This is a genomic window from Pseudovibrio sp. Ad37, from assembly GCF_001623075.1.
GTDB lineage: Bacteria > Pseudomonadota > Alphaproteobacteria > Rhizobiales > Stappiaceae > Pseudovibrio.
The window spans coordinates 180,327-197,624 of the sequence record NZ_LMCF01000223.1 but is presented as its reverse complement, the minus strand read 5'-3'; the positions used below and the strand labels follow the sequence as shown (position 1 = coordinate 197,624).

The following is a 17,298-nucleotide window of genomic DNA, read 5'->3' as shown; positions in this document are numbered from 1 at the left end:
TTACACCGTAAGTGATTAGGCGCATTTGGTGATGTCTTGGGAGGCATCACGACGATATTCAAAACCGGACAAGCGACGTGAACAGGACAAGCAGATCTGAGCGATGGCAGCGGGTCTCCAGTGTTGCACTGGTGACGTTTGCTGTGTTTGCGCTTGTGGTGGCCTGGGTCGCGATGCAGTTGAGCAGCCAGTTTTATATGGCTGACTTGCAAACGCGTGGGCAGGCGACTTTGTCTGTGCAGGCGGCAGGGCTTGAGAAGTACCTCGATAAATATCGCTTGCTGCCACCGTTGTTGGCGCGGCGCTCTGACATCGTACAGATCCTTGCCAATGATGAACATGAGCGCGGGCAGAATGTTGCCAAGGTAATTGCAGGGATGTCTGGCGCGCAGGAGGTCTGGTTCCAGAAGCCTGACGGCCAGATTGTTGCGTCCAACCTGATCGACAACGCCAGTATGGCGGAACAGGGCATGTCCTCTTATGCGGATGCGTTGCAAGCTGCGCAGCAGGGGCGTCTTGGGCGGCAATTGGTTCTTTCCCGCAGTGGTGGGCCTGCCAGCTATGTGTTCATCGCTCCGGTTCGGCAGGGGGAGCACGACTACGGCTTTATTGCGGTTCGTGTGAGCCTTGAAGGGGTTGAGCAATCCTGGGCGCTTTCAAAGGATCGCCTTGTTGCTGTGGATCAGAACGGCATTGTGGTTGCCACCAACCAATCCAGTTGGCGCGGAGAGCGGTTGTTTGCACAGCGTACAACGCGACGCGGACGTGTGTCTGCTACTCTCAATGGGGTGATTGAGCAGCGCTGGTATGATCTGGATTTCCAGCTTGTGCGATTAAGCCCACCTTTCAACAAACCCAACTTCCAGATGATTGAGCAGGAGCTGCCTGTGCTGAACTGGAAGGTGGTGTTGTTTGCCGATACCTCTCAGGTTCGGCAACAGTCCATCTGGGCGGCGCTGGTGGCTTTGCTGCTGTGTGTTGTGAGTGGTGGTCTGTTCTGGATGGCGGGTGAGCGGCGGCGGCGTTTGCTGGAACGTATCCGGCAGGACAAGGTTTATGCGGCGAGGTTGGAAGAGCGCGTGCATGAGCGTACCCGTGAGCTTTCCACCATGAACGCTTTGCTGGCACAGGAAGTGAAAGAACGTGAAGCTGCAGAAAAAGGCTTGCAACAGGCGCAAGCCAGTCTGGTGCAATCTGCCAAATTGGCAACACTGGGCGAAATGTCTGCTGCGCTTTCTCATGAGTTCAACCAGCCGCTGGGTGCGATCCGCACGCACTCCGAAAACGCTCAGGTGTTGATTGAGACAGGCAAGTCAGACCGCGCACTGAAGAGCCTGGGCAAGATTGTTGCCATGGTGGAGCGGATGGCGGCGATCAGTCAGATCCTGAAAGGGTTCACCCGTAAAGCGGGACGTGACCTTGTTCCGGTGAAGGTTTCTGCCGTTGTTGGTGAAGTGCTGATGCTGACGGGGCCACGTTGCAAGCAGATGGGCGTGCACACTGAGGTGGTGCAGGACGACAAATCCATTGAGGTTCTGGCTGGGCAAGTTCGGCTTGCACAGGTGCTGATGAACCTGATGAGCAATGCGCTGGATGCCATGAAAGTGCAGGCTGAACCATGTATCCGGATTTCAGTTTCTCATTATGAGCAGCAGGTGGTCATTCGCTTTGAAGACAATGGACCAGGCGTGCCAGAGGATGTTGTTGCGAGCATTTTTGATCCGTTTTTCACCACAAAGGATGTGGGTGAAGGATTGGGGCTTGGCCTTTCCATTGCCTATAAGATAATCGAGGATCTGGAAGGGCAGTTGCGCTATGAGCAGTCTGAGCTTGGCGGCGCATGCTTTGTGATTGTGCTGAAGGATGCCACGGAGACTTCCGGCGATCTTGAGGAAGAAGAAGTTTAGTATGGACGTATGGGCGATCGATAAAGCCACCATTCTTCTGGTCGATGACGACGAAGATATGCGTGAAGCGCTGGTGGAAGGGCTGGAACTGGCCGACTATCATGTAGTGTCGTTTTCTCGCGCTGAAGAAGCGTTGGAGCATATCACGCATGAGTTTTATGGCGTTCTGGTCAGCGATATCCGTATGCCCAAGATGGGCGGCTTTGATCTGATGAAAGCTGCTTTCGAGATCGACAGTGCGTTGCCTGTGGTGTTGATCACCGGTCATGGTGATGTGCCGCTGGCGGTGGAAGCCATGCGGGCCGGGGCCTATGATTTCAAAGAGAAGCCGTTTCCGGTTAGCGGGCTGGTTGCCGTTGTGGAGCGTGGGCTGGAAAAGCGCCGTTTGACGCTGGAAAACCGCGTGCTGCGTGAGGAGCTGGGCAAGCTCTCAGGTCTGGAAGAGCGCATTGTTGGCAAGTCCCCGTCCATGGAAGAGCTGCGGTGTACGATTACCGCGCTGTCTGGTACGGATGCGGATGTGCTTATTCTGGGTGAGACAGGTTCTGGTAAAGAGGTCGTTGCTCGTGCGTTGCATGAAGAAGGCTTGCGCAAAGATGGACCGTTTGTGGCGTTGAATTGCGGAGCGCTGCCTGCTGATATCATCGAGAGTGAGTTGTTTGGGCATGAGAAGGGCGCCTTTACCGGTGCAAGTGGCCTGCGGATTGGCAAGCTGGAGCATGCGCATGGCGGGACGGTGTTTCTGGATGAGATTGAGTCCATGCCGCTCGACTTGCAGGTGAAATTGCTGCGGGTTTTTGAGACGCGGACGATTGAGCGTCTTGGGTCGAATAAATCCATTCCGCTGGACCTGCGTTTTGTGGCTGCGACCAAGGAAGATCTGGAAGCGGCCTCCAACCAAGGGCGGTTCCGGAAGGATTTGTTTTACCGCCTCAACGTGATCACGCTGGCTATTCCGCCGCTCCGAGAACGGTTGGAGGATATTCCGGTGCTGTTCCACTATCTGACGCGTGGGGCGCGGGCGCGTTATCGGAAAGAAGTGCCGGAAATTTCGAGGGAGTTTCTCGGTGAACTGATGCAGCGGGAGTGGCCGGGAAATGTGCGTGAACTGCGCAACGTGGCGGACCGGTTTGTACTGGGGCTGGAAGGTCAGCCAAAGGCCGCTGGTACGACTGCTGCAGTTGCGGGCCCGCAGAGTGGTACGCTGGCAGAACGTGTCAGCACCTATGAGCGCGATATTATTGCTGCTGAACTTGAGAAGAACGATGGCAAGATCAAACCGACCTATGAAGCGCTGTCCGTCTCCCGCAAGGCGCTTTATGAGAAGATGAAGAAATACGGGCTTGGGAAGGATGAGATTGGTGAATAGAAATGTGTCGAATTCGACGCATCTTTGAGTAGTCAATGTTACTTATTCGTAACAAATGTAAATCGAATAATTAGGTAGATATCCGTAAGTAGCTGAAAATACTAATAGTATTAAAACTGGCACGCAGATTGCTTTTGGTATCGCGAGGAGCTTCGCTCCGTTCCATCTGGGAGGATACTATGAAGAAATTGGTTACTGCTGCCACAGTTGCAGCTGGCATGTTCACCGCTACTCAAGCCGTTGCTGCTGAAGCGTGTGATCCGGGTGAAGTTGTTATCAAGTTCAGTCACGTTGTGTCTGCGACCGGCCACCCAAAGGGTGACTTTGCAACTGCATTGGCAGAGCGTATCAACACTGAGATGAATGGTAAGGCCTGTATGCAGGTTTTCCCAAGCTCCCAGCTGTTTGATGATGACAAAGTGATGGAAGCTCTGCTGCTCGGCGATGTTCAGATCGCTGCGCCTTCTCTTGCTAAGTTCGAAGCTTACACACTCAAGTACCGTGTGTTTGACCTTCCGTTCCTGTTCTCCGACATGGATGCAGTGAACAACTTTACGCAGGGTGAAAAAGGTCAGGAACTGCTGGGCGCGATGTCTGACATCGGCTTTGTTGGTCTCGGCTACGTTTACAACGGCATCAAGCACTTCTCCGCCAACAAGCCTTTGCTGACACCTGCTGATGCTGCTGGCCTGAAGTTCCGCGTTCAGACCTCTGACGTTGCTGTTGCGATGATTGAAGCAATGGAAGCAAACGCGCAGAAGCTTGCGTTTAAAGAAGTATACGGCGCGCTGCAGACCGGCGTTGTTGATGGTCAGGAAAACACCTGGTCCAACATCTACACCAAGAAGTTCTTTGAAGTTCAGGACGGTATTACAGAAACCAGCCACCAGCTGCTGTCTTACCTTGCTGTGACCTCTCAGGAATGGCTTGATAGCCTTGATCCAGAAATTCGCGACCAGTTCATCACTATCTTCACCGAAGTGACCAACGATGCGAACGCTCGTAGTTCCGCTATCAACGAAGCGAACAAGCAGAAGATCATTGAATCTGGTGTAGAAGTTCGCAGTTTGACACCGGAGCAGCGTCAGCAGTGGGTTGACGTGATGAAGCCTGTATGGGGCAAGTTTGCTGATGACATCGGTCAGGATGTGATCGACGCTGCCGTCGCAGCAAACAACTAATCCAATACATCTTGATAGGTCTGTCCGGCTATTGGTCGGGCAGACCCTGAAAAACCACAATGGTTTCTTTCTCCGTGCCGCAACACACTGAGAAATGAGAGTGCTGTTGGGGGAGGGCGCTTTGTCTCGACTAAATAAAATAATAGATGCTTTCGAAGAAGGCTTTATCGCCACTATCCTTGCGGTGATGACGCTGGTCACCTTCTGGCAGGTCGTCATGCGGTACGGCTTTAACTCGGGTTGGGGTGGCGCGCTACAGTTCACCCGCGTGCTGTTTGCATGGCTTATTCTTTTCGGCATGAGCTATGGCCTGAAAATTGGCTCGCACCTTGGCGTTGATGCTTTCATCCGCCTGTTTCCGAAACCGGTCTTCCGCACCTTCGGGCTGATTGGTGCGCTGGTGACGTTGCTGTATGCGGCGCTGCTGTTTGATGCAGACTGGTTTGGCTGGTTGCTTGGGCTTGATAACCGCGGGTCTTCCGGCGGTGCGTTTGATTACGTTGCCAAGTACTACAAGCTTCCAATCGGCATGGAAGATCTGAAGTTTCCTGAGTGGTATCAGGAGATGTTTGGCGTGAAAGAGCGTGTTCCGCGGTGGTGGGGCTATGTCATCTTGCCAATCGGTCTTGCCCTTCTGGCTTTCCGGTCGCTGCAGATGTGCTGGTTCATTCTGACTGGCCAACGCGACACGATGATTGCCGCGCACGAAGCTGAAGAGCTCGTTGAAGAAAACAAAGACGTGCTGAAGGACTAAGCCCAATGGAAACCGCTGTTCTCTTTTTGCTGCTCTTTGGGCTGCTTCTTATCGGGGCACCAATCGCGATTGCGCTTGGCTTGTCTTCCGTTCTCTATATCGCATTGTTCTCTCATGACTCTATGAGCTCTGTGACCATTCAGATGTTCAATGCGTCGCAGAACTTTACACTGCTCGCGATCCCGTTCTTCATTCTGGCTTCCAGCTTCATGTCCACTGGCGGCGTTGCTCGCCGTATTGTGAACTTTGCTGTGGCCACTGTTGGCTGGGTGCGTGGTGGTCTGGCTATGGCTGGCGTGCTGGCCTGTATGATCTTTGCTGCGCTTTCTGGTTCGTCTCCAGCGACCGTGGTTGCGATTGGTACCATCGCGATTGCTGCGATGCGTCAGGCTGGTTACTCCAAGGAATTTGCTGCAGGCATCATCGCCAATGCTGGTACGCTGGGAATTCTGATCCCGCCTTCCATCGTGATGGTTGTTTATGCGGCTGCAACCAACGTTTCTGTTGGGCGCATGTTCCTGGCGGGTGTCATCCCGGGCATTGTTGCTGGTCTGATGCTGATGGTGACGATCTACATTATCGCCCGCAAGAAAAACCTGCCTGCGCAACCGTTCCCAAGCATCAGGGTGCTGTGGTCCACGTTTGCTGAAGCTGCGTTTGGTATGTTCCTGATTGTGATCATCCTTGGCGGTATTTACGCAGGTGTGTTTACACCAACAGAAGCTGCGGCTGTGGCAGCTGTGTATGCGTGCCTGATTGCTCTGTTCATCTATCGTGATATGGGGCCGCTGAAGGACAAGAAATGGCGTAAGTCTGGTGAAGGACTGCTTGAGGCAATTGTCCGTAATATTGGATTGAGTGTTCTTTACTTCTTCCCTGCTTTCTTCCACCGGGATACCCGCAAGGTGCTGGTTGAGAGTAGTAAGACCACGATTATGTTGATGTTCATCATCGTGAATGCGCTGCTCTTTGCTCACACACTCACTGCTGAGCGTATCCCGCAGGTCATTACCGACTGGATGTTAGGTGCGGGTTTCAACTGGTTCACCTTCCTGATTGCCGTCAATATTATCCTGCTGATTGGTGGTCAGTTCATGGAACCATCCGGTTTGCTGCTGATTGTGGCGCCTGTGGTGTTCCCGATTGCTGTGGAGCTGGGCGTTGATCCAATTCACCTGGGTATCATCATGGTGGTGAACATGGAGATTGGCATGATCACACCGCCTATCGGGCTCAATCTGTTTGTGACCTCGGGCATAACGGGTATGAGTCTGGTGCAGGTGGTGCGTGCCGCTGCACCGTTTGTGATGGTTCTGCTGGTGTTCCTCGTATTGGTCACGTACTTGCCATGGCTCTCCACGGCGCTGCCGACCTATATGATGGGGCCAGAGGTTATCGTCAGGTAGCTGGCACCAAGATATGTTTTGAAAGGCCGGGGCATTTGCTCCGGCTTTTTTGTTGCTGCTTATTCGAGGCAAATGCGCCGCAATAGCTTAGGCGGATTTTGGGGGTAAACTGCGATAATAGGTGGGTACTTTAATGTTGCCGTGAGGAGCTGATGAGGAGAGCATTTACTGCCGTAATTCTCGCTCTGGGCATTGTCTTTGCCGCACCTGCATTTGCCCAGATTGACTGTAAGCTTGGTGAAGTCGTCATCAAGTTCAGCCATGTTGTGCCACCGAGAGGGCATCCCAAAGGGGATTTTGCGCGCATGCTGGCAGAGCGGGTGAACACCGAGATGAATGACCGGGCATGTATGCAGGTGTTTCCCTTTTCCCAGCTTTATGATGATGAGAAAGTGATGGAAGCCCTGATACTGGGTGATGTGCAGTTGGCTGCGCCCTCTCTTTCAAAACTGGAAGTCTACACCAACAAGTACCGGCTTTTTGACCTGCCTTTCCTGTTTGAGGATATGGACGCGGTGCAGCGATTTACTGCCAGTGAAAAAGGACAGGAATTGCTCGGTGTCATGTCTGATTTTGGGGTTGTTGGGCTTGGGTACCTCTTTGATGGATTAAAGCACTTTTCTGCTGATAAGCCGCTGCTTGTGCCTTCTGACGGGGCAGGGCTGAAGTTTCGGGTACAAAACTCTGATGTGGCAGTTGCGATGATTGAGGCGATGGGGGCGAGTGCGCAGAAGCTTGCGTTCAAAGAGGTTTACGGGGCTTTGCAGTTGGGAGTTGTCGATGGGCAGGAGAACAGCTGGTCCAATATCTTCACCTCGCGTTTCTTTGAGGTTCAGGACGGGATTACTGAGACCAACCATCAGCTGCTGGCTTATGTTGTGTTTGCGCCTAAGGAGTGGTTGGAAAGCCTGGAGCCTGATTTGCGGGAGCAGTTTTTGACTATCTTCCGAGAAACGCTGGTAAAGGCCAACGGGCAAGCTGCAAAGACGAGCGAAGAGAACCGGCAGCGGATTGTTGATGCGGGTTACACCGTCCGTGAGCTGACGCCAGAACAGCGGCAACAATGGTCGGATGTGATGCGGCCTGTATGGGGCGAGTTTGAAGATGAGATCGGCAAGGATCTGATTGATGCCGCAGAAGCAGCTAATGTGACCAAGAACAACTGATGGACTTTTAATCGGTCTGAAAGCTATTGTGTGAGTACGTCTATTTCGTATGATCAATGTTGATCATGTGATAGGTGTGCGATGTCTGAAGTTATTTATCTTTCTGCCAAAGAAGCTGCCAATGAGTTGGGCGTACGCCCAGCCACGCTCTACGCTTATGTGAGCCGTGGGCTGATCCGTTCTGTTCAGGGGCCGGGGCGGACGCGGCTTTATGATGCATCAGACATTCGCTTCCTGAGAAGTCGCCGGGCTGGAGAAGGTCCTGAGGAGCGAGAAGGGCAATCGCGTAGTGCTGCTGCCAAGGGCGTGCTTGAGACCAAGCTAACGCTTTTGACAGATGAAGGGCATTATTATCGTGGTCAGTCTGCATTGGAACTCGCAAAAGCTGGGACGCTTGAGAGTGTAGCTACGCTGTTGTGGGATTGTGAGAATGATCCATTTGCTCAACCTGCTCCAGATGCCGTCGAGGTGGTGAACGGGCACCGCCGACCAGTTGAGCGCGCGATTGTGGCGCTCTGTTCCTGGCCGGAACAAGACAGCGCGGCCTACACGCTGTCTCAGGAGCTGCTCAAGCGGAAAGGGGCGAGCCTCATTCGCCTTGCAGCGAGTGCTTTGCTGATGCAAGCGCCGAGCACTGAGCCGATGCACAGACAGATTGCGCAGGCATGGGGTGTGAAGAATGAAAAGGCCATCGATCTGATCCGTGCGACGCTTGTTTTGTGTGCGGACCATGAGCTCAACACCAGCGCATATGCGGTGAGATGTGCTGCTTCGACTCGGGCGCCGCTGCATGCTGTTCTTGTTTCCGGACTTGGGGCGTTTATGGGGCCCAGACATGGAACAAACGCAGAGCGTGTGCTGAGTTGGCTGAAGCACATTCATGTAGTTGACGATATAGAGAACGTGTTGCAAGAGCGATGTATGAACGGAGAATATCTGCCGGGACTTGGGCATTCCGTATACGGTGGGCCTGATCCAAGGGGCGAATTTCTATTAGACAAACTCATGCAAAGTGAGCTGGATCACCCGCTTGTTGAACTGATTCCACCGTTGCTGGAAAGATCTCGTGAGCTTTTCGGAAAGCACATGAATGTGGATTTTCCACTAGCACTTTTGGAGCAGATTTTGGGCTTACCAAAAAATTCTGCAGGAATTTTGTTTTGTATTTCAAGAATTAGCGGCTGGATTGCTCAAACGCTCGAACAGTATCAAATGCAAGAACAAATACGTCCGCGCGCTGCATATGTTGGTATTCGTCCGACCTAAAGCAGGCGTCAGTTGAATAGTTAATTTTTTTGATCTTTAACCTAGGCGTGTATCTAGGGGCTATTCTATGATCTCCTAGCGTAAAATTGATAATGTTATGTTCTTTCTCTGTAATGAAATTTATATCGATTATTTTGTCTGATTATCTGAAAGTATTCCTTAGATTATCAATAATTGAGTAGTTCATATGTGGTGTTATCTATTGTGGAAATGTGCTCTTTTACATAATTTTTGACGTGACCTAGTTGATTTGAGGGTGTTCAAATTGGGGAGGCGCTATGTTACGTCTACATCATTAATCGGAATATTGGTTGTATCTCTCACTCTATCAAGAATAAGGCATTTCATGAATCGTTTGCCCCCTTTGAATGCTTTGGTCGCGTTTCGTGCAGTTATGGAAACTGGGAGTTTGGTTTCGGCGGCCCAAAAGCTAGCAATTACGGCTAGTGCGGTCAGTCACCGGCTCAAAGCGCTGGAAGATCACCTGGGATTGGAGCTGTTTGAGCGCCGTTCCAGAGCGGTTTTCCCGACTGCAGCGGCCTATCGATATGCCTCGGAGATTGCCGAGGCATTTGACAGAATCTCAACTGCGACGCGCACTATTGAGGCCGTCGGGAACAGAGATACCTTGAGTATCCATTGTTCTTCAAGCTTCGCCAGCAATTGGCTGTTGCGCCGCCTTCGTTCGTTTACTGCGCATAATTCAGAGATCACGGTGACTGTTTCCAGCAGTGGCTCTGATCAGAATATTGAAGGCGGGCTTTATGACCTTGTCTTTACGCGCCAGTCCAATACTCCAGAAGAGTTTCAGGAGATCTCTTTAGGACGCGAGAAGTTTCGTCCGCTGATTTCACCTGAACTGCTGGATAATCTTGGCTACCCGAAAAAGCCGAATGAGTTGCTGAAGCTGCCGATTATTCGCAGTGAAGGTGCCACGGTTTCCTGGGAGACATGGCTGTCTGAAGCTGGTGTTCCAAACCCGATCGTCAACGAGATGATGGTGTTTGAGAATGCGGCTCTTTCTCTTGACGCTGCCGAAAAGGGGTTCGGCATTGTTCTAGAGTCCAATCTGCTGAGTGCCGAAGCTGAAACCGCCGGACGCCTTGTGCCGATCTTCCCTGAATATCAGCGGGATGGTCGTGAACATAAGCTGATGTGGCGTGAGAAGCGTGGAGCTGAGCCCAAAATTCGCAGCTTCCGTGATTGGTTTGAAAATCAGTTGCGCTACGATTTCGTAGATGAAGAAGCTTATGAACCAGTGGCTGCGCTCGTCGATTAAGCGAGTGTTGCTGTTTGTAGCTGACGGCGGGGGCAATTAACCGTCAGCTTACATGAGTGTTCTTATGATTTGGGTGGGTACTTAGGTATCCGCCCATTTCTTTGTAAGCATAGTTATACGGATTTATTGGAGTGGTGTGCTGCTGAGCGATGGAATTGCTGTAGCCCATCAAACTGGGTGAGACAAAATTGTTCTGTTCATCCTTGATGAAATCCCTTAGAAGCACCCCTAAATACGCGCCCTTTTGCTGTTTCCCAAAGACACTGCCGAGGCGCTGGTCAATAGCTTGACAACAGAGCTTTAGAAAACACCAGAGAATTTGGTCGCCACTATGAGAACTTCAGAACTCCTGATGCCTGCGGGCAACCTTCAGAAGCTAAAGATTGCTGTGCTTTATGGAGCAGATGCGATCTACCTTGGTACGCCAGATATGTCCCTGCGTACGAAGGCAGAGTTTACGCTTGAGCAGGTTGTTGAAGGGATTGAATTTGCGCATAAGCATGGCAAGCGTGTTTATCTGACGCTGAACTTGTTTTCTCATAACAAAGACGTTCCTAAACTGAAGGAATATGCCGAGACTATTCGCGATATTAATCCGGATGGGTTGATCATTGCTGATCCGGGTGTGTTCCAGTTTATGCGTAAAGAGCTGCCAAATGTGCCGCTGCATATTTCCACGCAGGCGAACGTTTGCTCGTGGCTTTCGGTTGATTTCTGGAAAGAGCAGGGCGCTGACCTGGTTGTGTTGGCGCGTGAAGTGTCCTTTCCTGAGCTTTCTGAAATTCGTGAGAAGTGCCCGGACATTCGTCTGGAAGCATTTGTTCATGGTGCGATGTGCATGACCTATTCTGGTCGCTGCCTGCTTTCCAACTTTATGGCGGAGCGTGGCGCGAACCAAGGGAACTGCGCAAACTCCTGTCGCTGGAACTACAAAGTGCGCATGCGCATGAAAGACGGCACGATCAACGAGCTTGAGCTGAACGAAGACAACATGGACATGTTTGAGTTCTTGCTGGAAGAGGGATGCCGCCCTGGCGAGTTGATGCCAATTCTGGAAGATGGTCGCGGTTCTTACATTCTGAACTCCAAAGACCTGTGTCTGATGCCGAAGCTGAATGACTTCCTGCGTATTGGCGTGGATTCTCTGAAGATCGAAGGGCGTGGCAAGTCCATGTACTACGTTGCGGTTGTTGCACGTGCCTACCGCATGGCGATTGATGATTACTATTGTGACCCTGAGAACTGGAACCCGCAGAAGTACATGGATGAGATGTATAGTGTTGCCAATCGTGGCTACACCACTGCGTTCCATGAAGGCCGTTTGAACTACTATGCCCATAACTATGAAGACACACATTCAATTGGTGAGTGGGAATTCGCTGGTATTGTTGAGAAGGTGACTGACGAAGCGTTCTACATGAAAGTGAAGAACAAGATTGTTGCCGGGGAAGTGCTGGAGTTTCTGCAGCCTCTGTCCGACGACAGCGTCTTGCTGCGTATCTATGAGTTTGAAAATGCGAAGTCTGGTGAGATTACGCAGGAAGTACACGCTGGCAAGCAGCCATTGGTGCGTATCCCGTTCTCCCTGTTTGATAAAGACGATGCAGCGGACTTTAAAGATCGCTTCCCGGTAAACACTGTGGTGCGTAAAGAGCGTCCGTTGACACCAGAGCAGTGGAGTCGCCTGAAGCTGGATCGGACTGCAGAGCGTATTGAAGCGCGCGGTGAAGCGACGAATGCGCAGCAGAACAAGTATGAGAGGCAGCGTGGTCGATTGATTGATGCGATCGTTGAGGGAAGTCAGGATCGTAAACCAAAATCTCCTCGTCTTGGCTTGGAAGGTTGTTGTGGTCGTGGCTGTAACGGTTGCATGATCTTCTGGGAAGATCCGAAGTTTGAGAAGGCTCGCGAGATTCTGAAGACTAAAAAGCAGGGTGTGATGCTGGCGCGGAATGCGTTGAAGCACGAAGTGAGCTGATAGCTTAGTTAGATTGATGTACTCAAAGCCCCGGTCCGAAAGGTCGGGGCTTTTATTCTGTCTGGCCCTTATGAGAACATACTGAATTTCAAAGCCAAAACCATATTTATTAGGCTAGTAAGCTATTATTAGTAATAATTTATGTATGTTTTAAGCATGAGTCTTTCAAGCTCATAAGTTTGACGTTGGGATAGTTGCACTTGTTGTCTTGAATGACTTGTTGTGGGGTACGTAAATACGCTGATCTTACTTATTTTTCCTCTACTGACTTGGCTGGGTTGTGGTGGTGAGAGATTGGCGGTTAGGGAATTATCTGCACTGAATGTGCAGTTTGGAAGGTAATTCAAGATGAACTGGTCCGAAATGTTGAAGAGCGCACCTAAGGCTGAGGGATCACATCAGACAGATGTGGGCGGCATCAATCGTGAAGGAATTGATGCACTTCTGTCGGCTTTGATGGAAGATCGTCCACTTCCCGAAGTGGAAGGTGTTTCAGCAGATCTTTACGAGCGCTTTGAAGCACTAAAGCAGAAGCTTGATGATCAGGATGAGCGCACCCTTGGCCAAACGGTAGAGTACTCCCTGCAAGCCAGTGAATCGATGGCAGCGATCTCCCAAATCACATGGCATATTCGCAAAACGGATGAAGGCGCGCAGACAATTGCGACCGGTGTTGAAGAGCTAAACGTTTCCTTCTCTGAAATTGCCTCTAGCGCTCAAGGAGCTGCGGATGCGGTGGAATCTGCAAATGAAGCCATGCAGCAGGGAGAAACAGCAACTCGAGAATCTGCAGATGCCAGCCAGCATATTGGTCGGTTCTTTGAAAGTATGACTGCTGCTGCAAATGAGTTGACCGCTGCCGCTGTTCAGATTGGCACATTTGTCGGTACGATTGAGGCCCTGGCCAAGCAAACAAATCTGCTGGCACTGAACGCGACGATTGAAGCGGCGCGTGCTGGCGAGGCGGGCAAGGGCTTTGCTGTTGTGGCTTCCGAGGTGAAGGATCTCTCCGGTCAAACACAGCAGGCAACAGATGATATTCGGTGCCGGATTGAGACCTTGCAAGCTCACGTGAACGATGTGAACTCAGCTGTGAGTGATGCACAGTCTCTGGTTGGCAAGAGTATTGATAATTCACAGAATGCCGAGAGTTTGATTTCCGAAGTGATGCGCGATGTAGGAGTTGCGAGTACGCAGATGCGTGAAATTGCACGCCAGCTGACGCAGCAGGAAGAGGCAACCAGCGAAATCAATCGCGGTGTGCATGCAATTGCAGGGCATGCACGCGATGTGAATGAGCGGATTGAACATGTGATCGAGACGGTTGCTCAATCTGAATCCATCGTGGAAGAGCAGTTTACTGAGTTTGATAAGCGAGGCGTGCCGAACTTCATTCTGCATCGTGCTAAGGCTGATCACATAATCTGGAAGAAGCACCTTGCCGAAATGTCAGTTGGCCTCAGTCATTTGCAGGTGAGTGAGCTTTCAGATCATCATCAGTGCCGTCTTGGTAAGTGGTATGACAAAGTGGATGATGCTCGTGTTCGCGATAGTCTGGCGTTTAAGAAACTGTTGCCTGTTCATGCTGAAGTTCACGAACAAGGCAAGGAATGTGCGCGCCTTTTTGGAATAGCAGATCATGCAGGCGCAGATGCTGCCTACAAACGCATGGAAGATGCTTCAGTCGAGGTACTTCGCCATCTGGACGAGTTGTTGTCTAAGCGGTGAGGTGTATTCTTCGAGTTGATTGAAAATCAGAAAAGCCCGGGCACATGGTGCACCGGGCTTTCTTTTCGTGTTGTTTTATTTCTATCGTTTTGTCGCATCCTTTAGAGACCTTGGCTCCTCAAGGATACGTTGAAGATCAAACCGGGATGACGACCCAGTAATCCAGATCAAGGATTACGCCGTCTTCGTATTTCCCGTCTTCATTCTTGTATGGGAAATCTCCGCAAGTAAGATCTTTTGTTGCGATGAGGCGCAGGCGTAGTGCTGCGATATCGCTTCTTTCTTCAATCCGTTTTTTGTCCAGAACTTCAGACCATGCGTAAACGGTGTCACCCGCAAAGAGCGGTGCAACGTGTCGTCCTGCATTGATGCCCGTGATATGGAAAGCATTGCCGAGTCCGTTGAAAGACAAAGCACGCGCAAGCGAGATGACATGGCCACCGTAGATCAGGCGTTTGCCAAAGCGACTGTTTTTCTCGCTGTGATGATTGAAGTGGACTTTCGCTGTGTTCTGGTAAAGACGTGTTGCGAGCTGGTGTTCAGCTTCTTCCACGGTCATACCGTCGACGTGAGCGATCTTTTCACCCACTTCGTAGTCATCGAAGCGGAATGGTGAACCGGAAAGGTCAAAGTCCCAATTATCGATTGAAAGCTCTGGAACGGCTTGCCCAAGGCAGTCCTCGGAAATTCCGTCTGGCAGATCCGGCAGGGCGGTTTCTGGTGCAGACGCATCTTCATCGCGCTTTTTCACCATGACCCAGCGGGTGTATTCCAGAACCTTTTCAGGATTCCCTGGCTCTTTGTGGCGATAGCCAGTAGAGCGCACGTAAACAACACCGGTTTTGCCGTTTGAATTTTCTTTCAGCCCGATGACTTTTGACGTGGCAGAGACAGTATCTCCGGCATAGACAGGCATCAGGAAACGGCAGTCGGAATACCCCAGATTCGCGACGGCATTCAGTGAGATATCTCCCGCTGTTTTACCGAAGACCACGTGGAAGACTAGCAGGTCATCCAACGGGTAATACGGGTATCCAATGGTTTCTGCAAAAGCAGTTCCCGACTGTACCGCAAATCGAGATCCGTATAATGCAGTATAAAGAGCTGTATCTCCCTCGTTTATTGTCTTTGGTGTGCCATGTCTTATGACCTGGCCCACGTGAAAATCTTCAAAAAAGTTACCGCAAGACGTTTTTGTCTTAACCGCAGTTAACGTCATGTATGTAGTCCCCCAACAACAACACGGCAGGCATTGAATAAGAAGTATTTTTAGTTATCAAGCAATACCTTAGAAAGTTGACACTTTGCATAGTATGTGTCGCTTTTGATCTTTTTTCTTATCCCTTTATATTTTCCTTAGTTGTCCAATTGACTTGTTTAATTAAACAAATTCAATAAGTTGCCGGATGACGTGATGATTTCCGTAATCCGTGCTCCAGATGATCGACAAAAATACTCAAGAGAAACAAGCAAGCTTTCTGTCCATTTGAGATCCTTTATATCCCAGAATTAGTAGAAATGAGCAAATTAAATGTAGGTTATGATTATGTAATTGTGTCGTGTTTTTAGCTAAACTTACATCGTGACGTTGAAATTGTAGGATTATGCAAGCGAATCAGTAAAAATGTTAGCAAATCTCGCCTGATTCACTTTGAGTGACTGTGCTGAGTTGTTCACTGTTTGGCCCCCCAAAACCGTAGGTTTTTCTTCAAGATCAAAGCGTTACTATGAGTGGTAGGAGGATTTCGCCCATGATGAGCTTTTTCTGGCGGATTATAGGTGTTGTTTTGCTGGCGTGGGTCGCTTGGGATCTCTATGCGGGATACACGCTTCTTTATGATGTCATCTACAGAACTGTAGACCCACTGATGTACTGGATTGGCATCGCTTTATGGACTGCACTTGGGCTGAGCTGCTTTTTCTCATCAAGTCGTCAGGAATAAGGTGCCAATTTCTCAATTGATCTGAACTGTCCCGGTTGTATCCTGCAAATAGTGAATGCTGCTGATGGTTCTGCCGCAGTATGTTGAGTTGTAGTCGAGGGAGGTTGTTATGTCGGAGAGAACTTTAATTTCTTCAGGATCACCCTTTGAAAAGACCGCTGGATATTCTCGTGCAGTTGTAGATGGCGACTTCGTCCATGTTTCTGGCACGACCGGATATGATTATTCGACGATGCAAATGCCAGAGGATGTGGGCGCACAAGCCGTTAATGCGCTGGAAACGATCAAAGGCGCGCTTGGCGAAGCAGGATGTTCGCTCACGGATGTGGTTCGTGCGCGCTATTATGTGACTGACCGGAGTAACGTTGAGGCGGTTTTTGCCGTGCTTGGTGAGTATTTTGGTGAGATCCGTCCTGCCGCGACGATGGTTATTTGCGCTCTCATTAAAGAAGAAATGAAGGTCGAAATAGAAGTCATGGCTCGAAGAAGCTAATCTGGCTTTTCGCTTTCGTGAGACTGACAATGTACATTGTGGAGATGTACGTGAAGAGACTTTTAAGTTTCTGGTCTTTTCGCCAGTTGAAAGATCGTTTGCCTTAGCTATATACGCAGACAATATCGACACTAACGAGATGGCGACGCATGACTGATTTTCCGAAAGAACTGCTGACTGGATACGGCCTTTATAAAGAGCGGATTTATCGCCAGTTTGAAGAGGAATATCAAAACCTCGCGATCTATGGTCAAGAACCTGAAGTAATGGTGATTTCCTGCTGTGATAGCCGGGTTACTCCTGAAGGTATCTTCCATGCGCAGCCGGGTGAGCTGTTTGTGGTTCGCAACGTGGCGAACCTTGTGCCTCCGTTTATTCAGGGCGGTGGTACGCACGGTACCAGTGCAGCGCTCGAGTATGCGGTGACTGGCCTAAAGGTGAAGCATCTTGTTGTGTTGGGCCATTGCAAGTGTGGTGGTGTTCAGGCTTTCCGCGAAAGTAATGGCAAACTCAGCAAGACTGGTCAGTTTGTTGGACCGTGGATCAAGATGTTGGAACCGGCTGCGATTACGCTGGCTTGTACTCCCGTTGATAAACACGAAGATCCGCAACTTGCACTGGAATATGCTGGTATTCGCCAGAGCTTGAAGAACCTTATGACGTTCCCGTTTATTGAAAAGCTTGTCACACAGGGAAACCTGGACATCCATGGTGCATGGTTTGATATCGGCTCCGGGGCTTTGCGGGTTATGAGTAAAGAAACTGAGATCTTTGAAGATGCGCAGGATTTGCGTGCGCAGTTGAAAGAGCAGGAAGCTGAGGATTAAG

At 50.5% G+C, this 17,298-nt stretch carries 14 protein-coding genes; 13 read left to right on the top strand and 1 reads right to left on the bottom strand.

Features of this window, described 5'->3' with window-relative positions; all coding sequences use genetic code 11:
• The first annotated feature begins 77 nt into the window (after window positions 1-77).
• The 10 genes from PsAD37_RS26725 to PsAD37_RS26680 all read left to right on the top strand — a co-directional run bounded on the left by PsAD37_RS26725 (window position 78) and on the right by PsAD37_RS26680 (window position 14,034).
• Complete coding sequence (locus tag PsAD37_RS26725) at window positions 78-1,907, top strand: ATP-binding protein (protein ID WP_063298663.1); 1,830 nt, start codon at window positions 78-80, stop codon at window positions 1,905-1,907.
• A gap of 1 nt (window position 1,908) precedes the next feature.
• Window positions 1,909-3,276, top strand: a complete 1,368-nt coding sequence (locus tag PsAD37_RS26720; RefSeq protein ID WP_063298662.1) for a sigma-54 dependent transcriptional regulator — start codon at window positions 1,909-1,911, stop codon at window positions 3,274-3,276.
• Between the two features lie 179 nt (window positions 3,277-3,455).
• The gene (locus PsAD37_RS26715; RefSeq protein WP_063298661.1) at window positions 3,456-4,457 is read left to right on the top strand and encodes a DctP family TRAP transporter solute-binding subunit; all 1,002 of its coding nucleotides are present in this window, start codon (window positions 3,456-3,458) and stop codon (window positions 4,455-4,457) included.
• Between the two features lie 121 nt (window positions 4,458-4,578).
• The gene (locus tag PsAD37_RS26710; protein ID WP_063290431.1) at window positions 4,579-5,211 is read left to right on the top strand and encodes a TRAP transporter small permease; all 633 of its coding nucleotides are present in this window, start codon (window positions 4,579-4,581) and stop codon (window positions 5,209-5,211) included.
• A 5-nt stretch (window positions 5,212-5,216) separates the two neighbouring features.
• Window positions 5,217-6,617: a TRAP transporter large permease gene (locus PsAD37_RS26705; protein WP_057460816.1), complete on the top strand. Its 1,401-nt coding sequence runs from the start codon at window positions 5,217-5,219 to the stop codon at window positions 6,615-6,617.
• Between the two features lie 152 nt (window positions 6,618-6,769).
• A complete protein-coding gene (locus PsAD37_RS26700; protein WP_063298660.1) occupies window positions 6,770-7,783 on the top strand; it encodes a DctP family TRAP transporter solute-binding subunit in 1,014 nt (337 codons plus the stop codon).
• An 81-nt stretch (window positions 7,784-7,864) separates the two neighbouring features.
• Window positions 7,865-9,049, top strand: a complete 1,185-nt coding sequence (locus PsAD37_RS26695) for a citrate synthase family protein (protein ID WP_063298659.1) — start codon at window positions 7,865-7,867, stop codon at window positions 9,047-9,049.
• A gap of 346 nt (window positions 9,050-9,395) precedes the next feature.
• Entirely contained in the window at window positions 9,396-10,328 is a 933-nt protein-coding gene (locus PsAD37_RS26690) for a LysR substrate-binding domain-containing protein (protein WP_063291799.1), read from the top strand.
• Between the two features lie 331 nt (window positions 10,329-10,659).
• Window positions 10,660-12,306, top strand: coding sequence for a U32 family peptidase C-terminal domain-containing protein (locus PsAD37_RS26685; protein ID WP_063298658.1), 1,647 nt, complete (start codon window positions 10,660-10,662; stop codon window positions 12,304-12,306).
• Window positions 12,307-12,654: 348 nt separating this feature from the next.
• On the top strand, window positions 12,655-14,034 hold the full coding sequence (locus PsAD37_RS26680; protein WP_063298657.1) for a methyl-accepting chemotaxis protein: 1,380 nt from the start codon (window positions 12,655-12,657) through the stop codon (window positions 14,032-14,034).
• A gap of 136 nt (window positions 14,035-14,170) precedes the next feature.
• Here the strand turns inward: PsAD37_RS26680 and PsAD37_RS26675 are convergent, their stop codons facing one another.
• Entirely contained in the window at window positions 14,171-15,253 is a 1,083-nt protein-coding gene (locus PsAD37_RS26675) for a MaoC family dehydratase (protein WP_063298656.1), read from the bottom strand.
• A gap of 532 nt (window positions 15,254-15,785) precedes the next feature.
• Here PsAD37_RS26675 and PsAD37_RS26670 point away from each other — a divergent pair.
• The 3 genes from PsAD37_RS26670 to PsAD37_RS26660 all read left to right on the top strand — a co-directional run bounded on the left by PsAD37_RS26670 (window position 15,786) and on the right by PsAD37_RS26660 (window position 17,297).
• Window positions 15,786-15,977 (top strand): hypothetical protein, encoded by a 192-nt coding sequence (locus PsAD37_RS26670; RefSeq protein WP_063298655.1) that lies wholly within the window; start codon window positions 15,786-15,788, stop codon window positions 15,975-15,977.
• 109 nt (window positions 15,978-16,086) lie between these two features.
• Complete coding sequence (locus PsAD37_RS26665; protein ID WP_063298654.1) at window positions 16,087-16,470, top strand: RidA family protein; 384 nt, start codon at window positions 16,087-16,089, stop codon at window positions 16,468-16,470.
• A 149-nt stretch (window positions 16,471-16,619) separates the two neighbouring features.
• Window positions 16,620-17,297, top strand: coding sequence for a carbonic anhydrase (locus tag PsAD37_RS26660; RefSeq protein WP_063298653.1), 678 nt, complete (start codon window positions 16,620-16,622; stop codon window positions 17,295-17,297).
• Window position 17,298 lies beyond the last annotated feature (1 nt).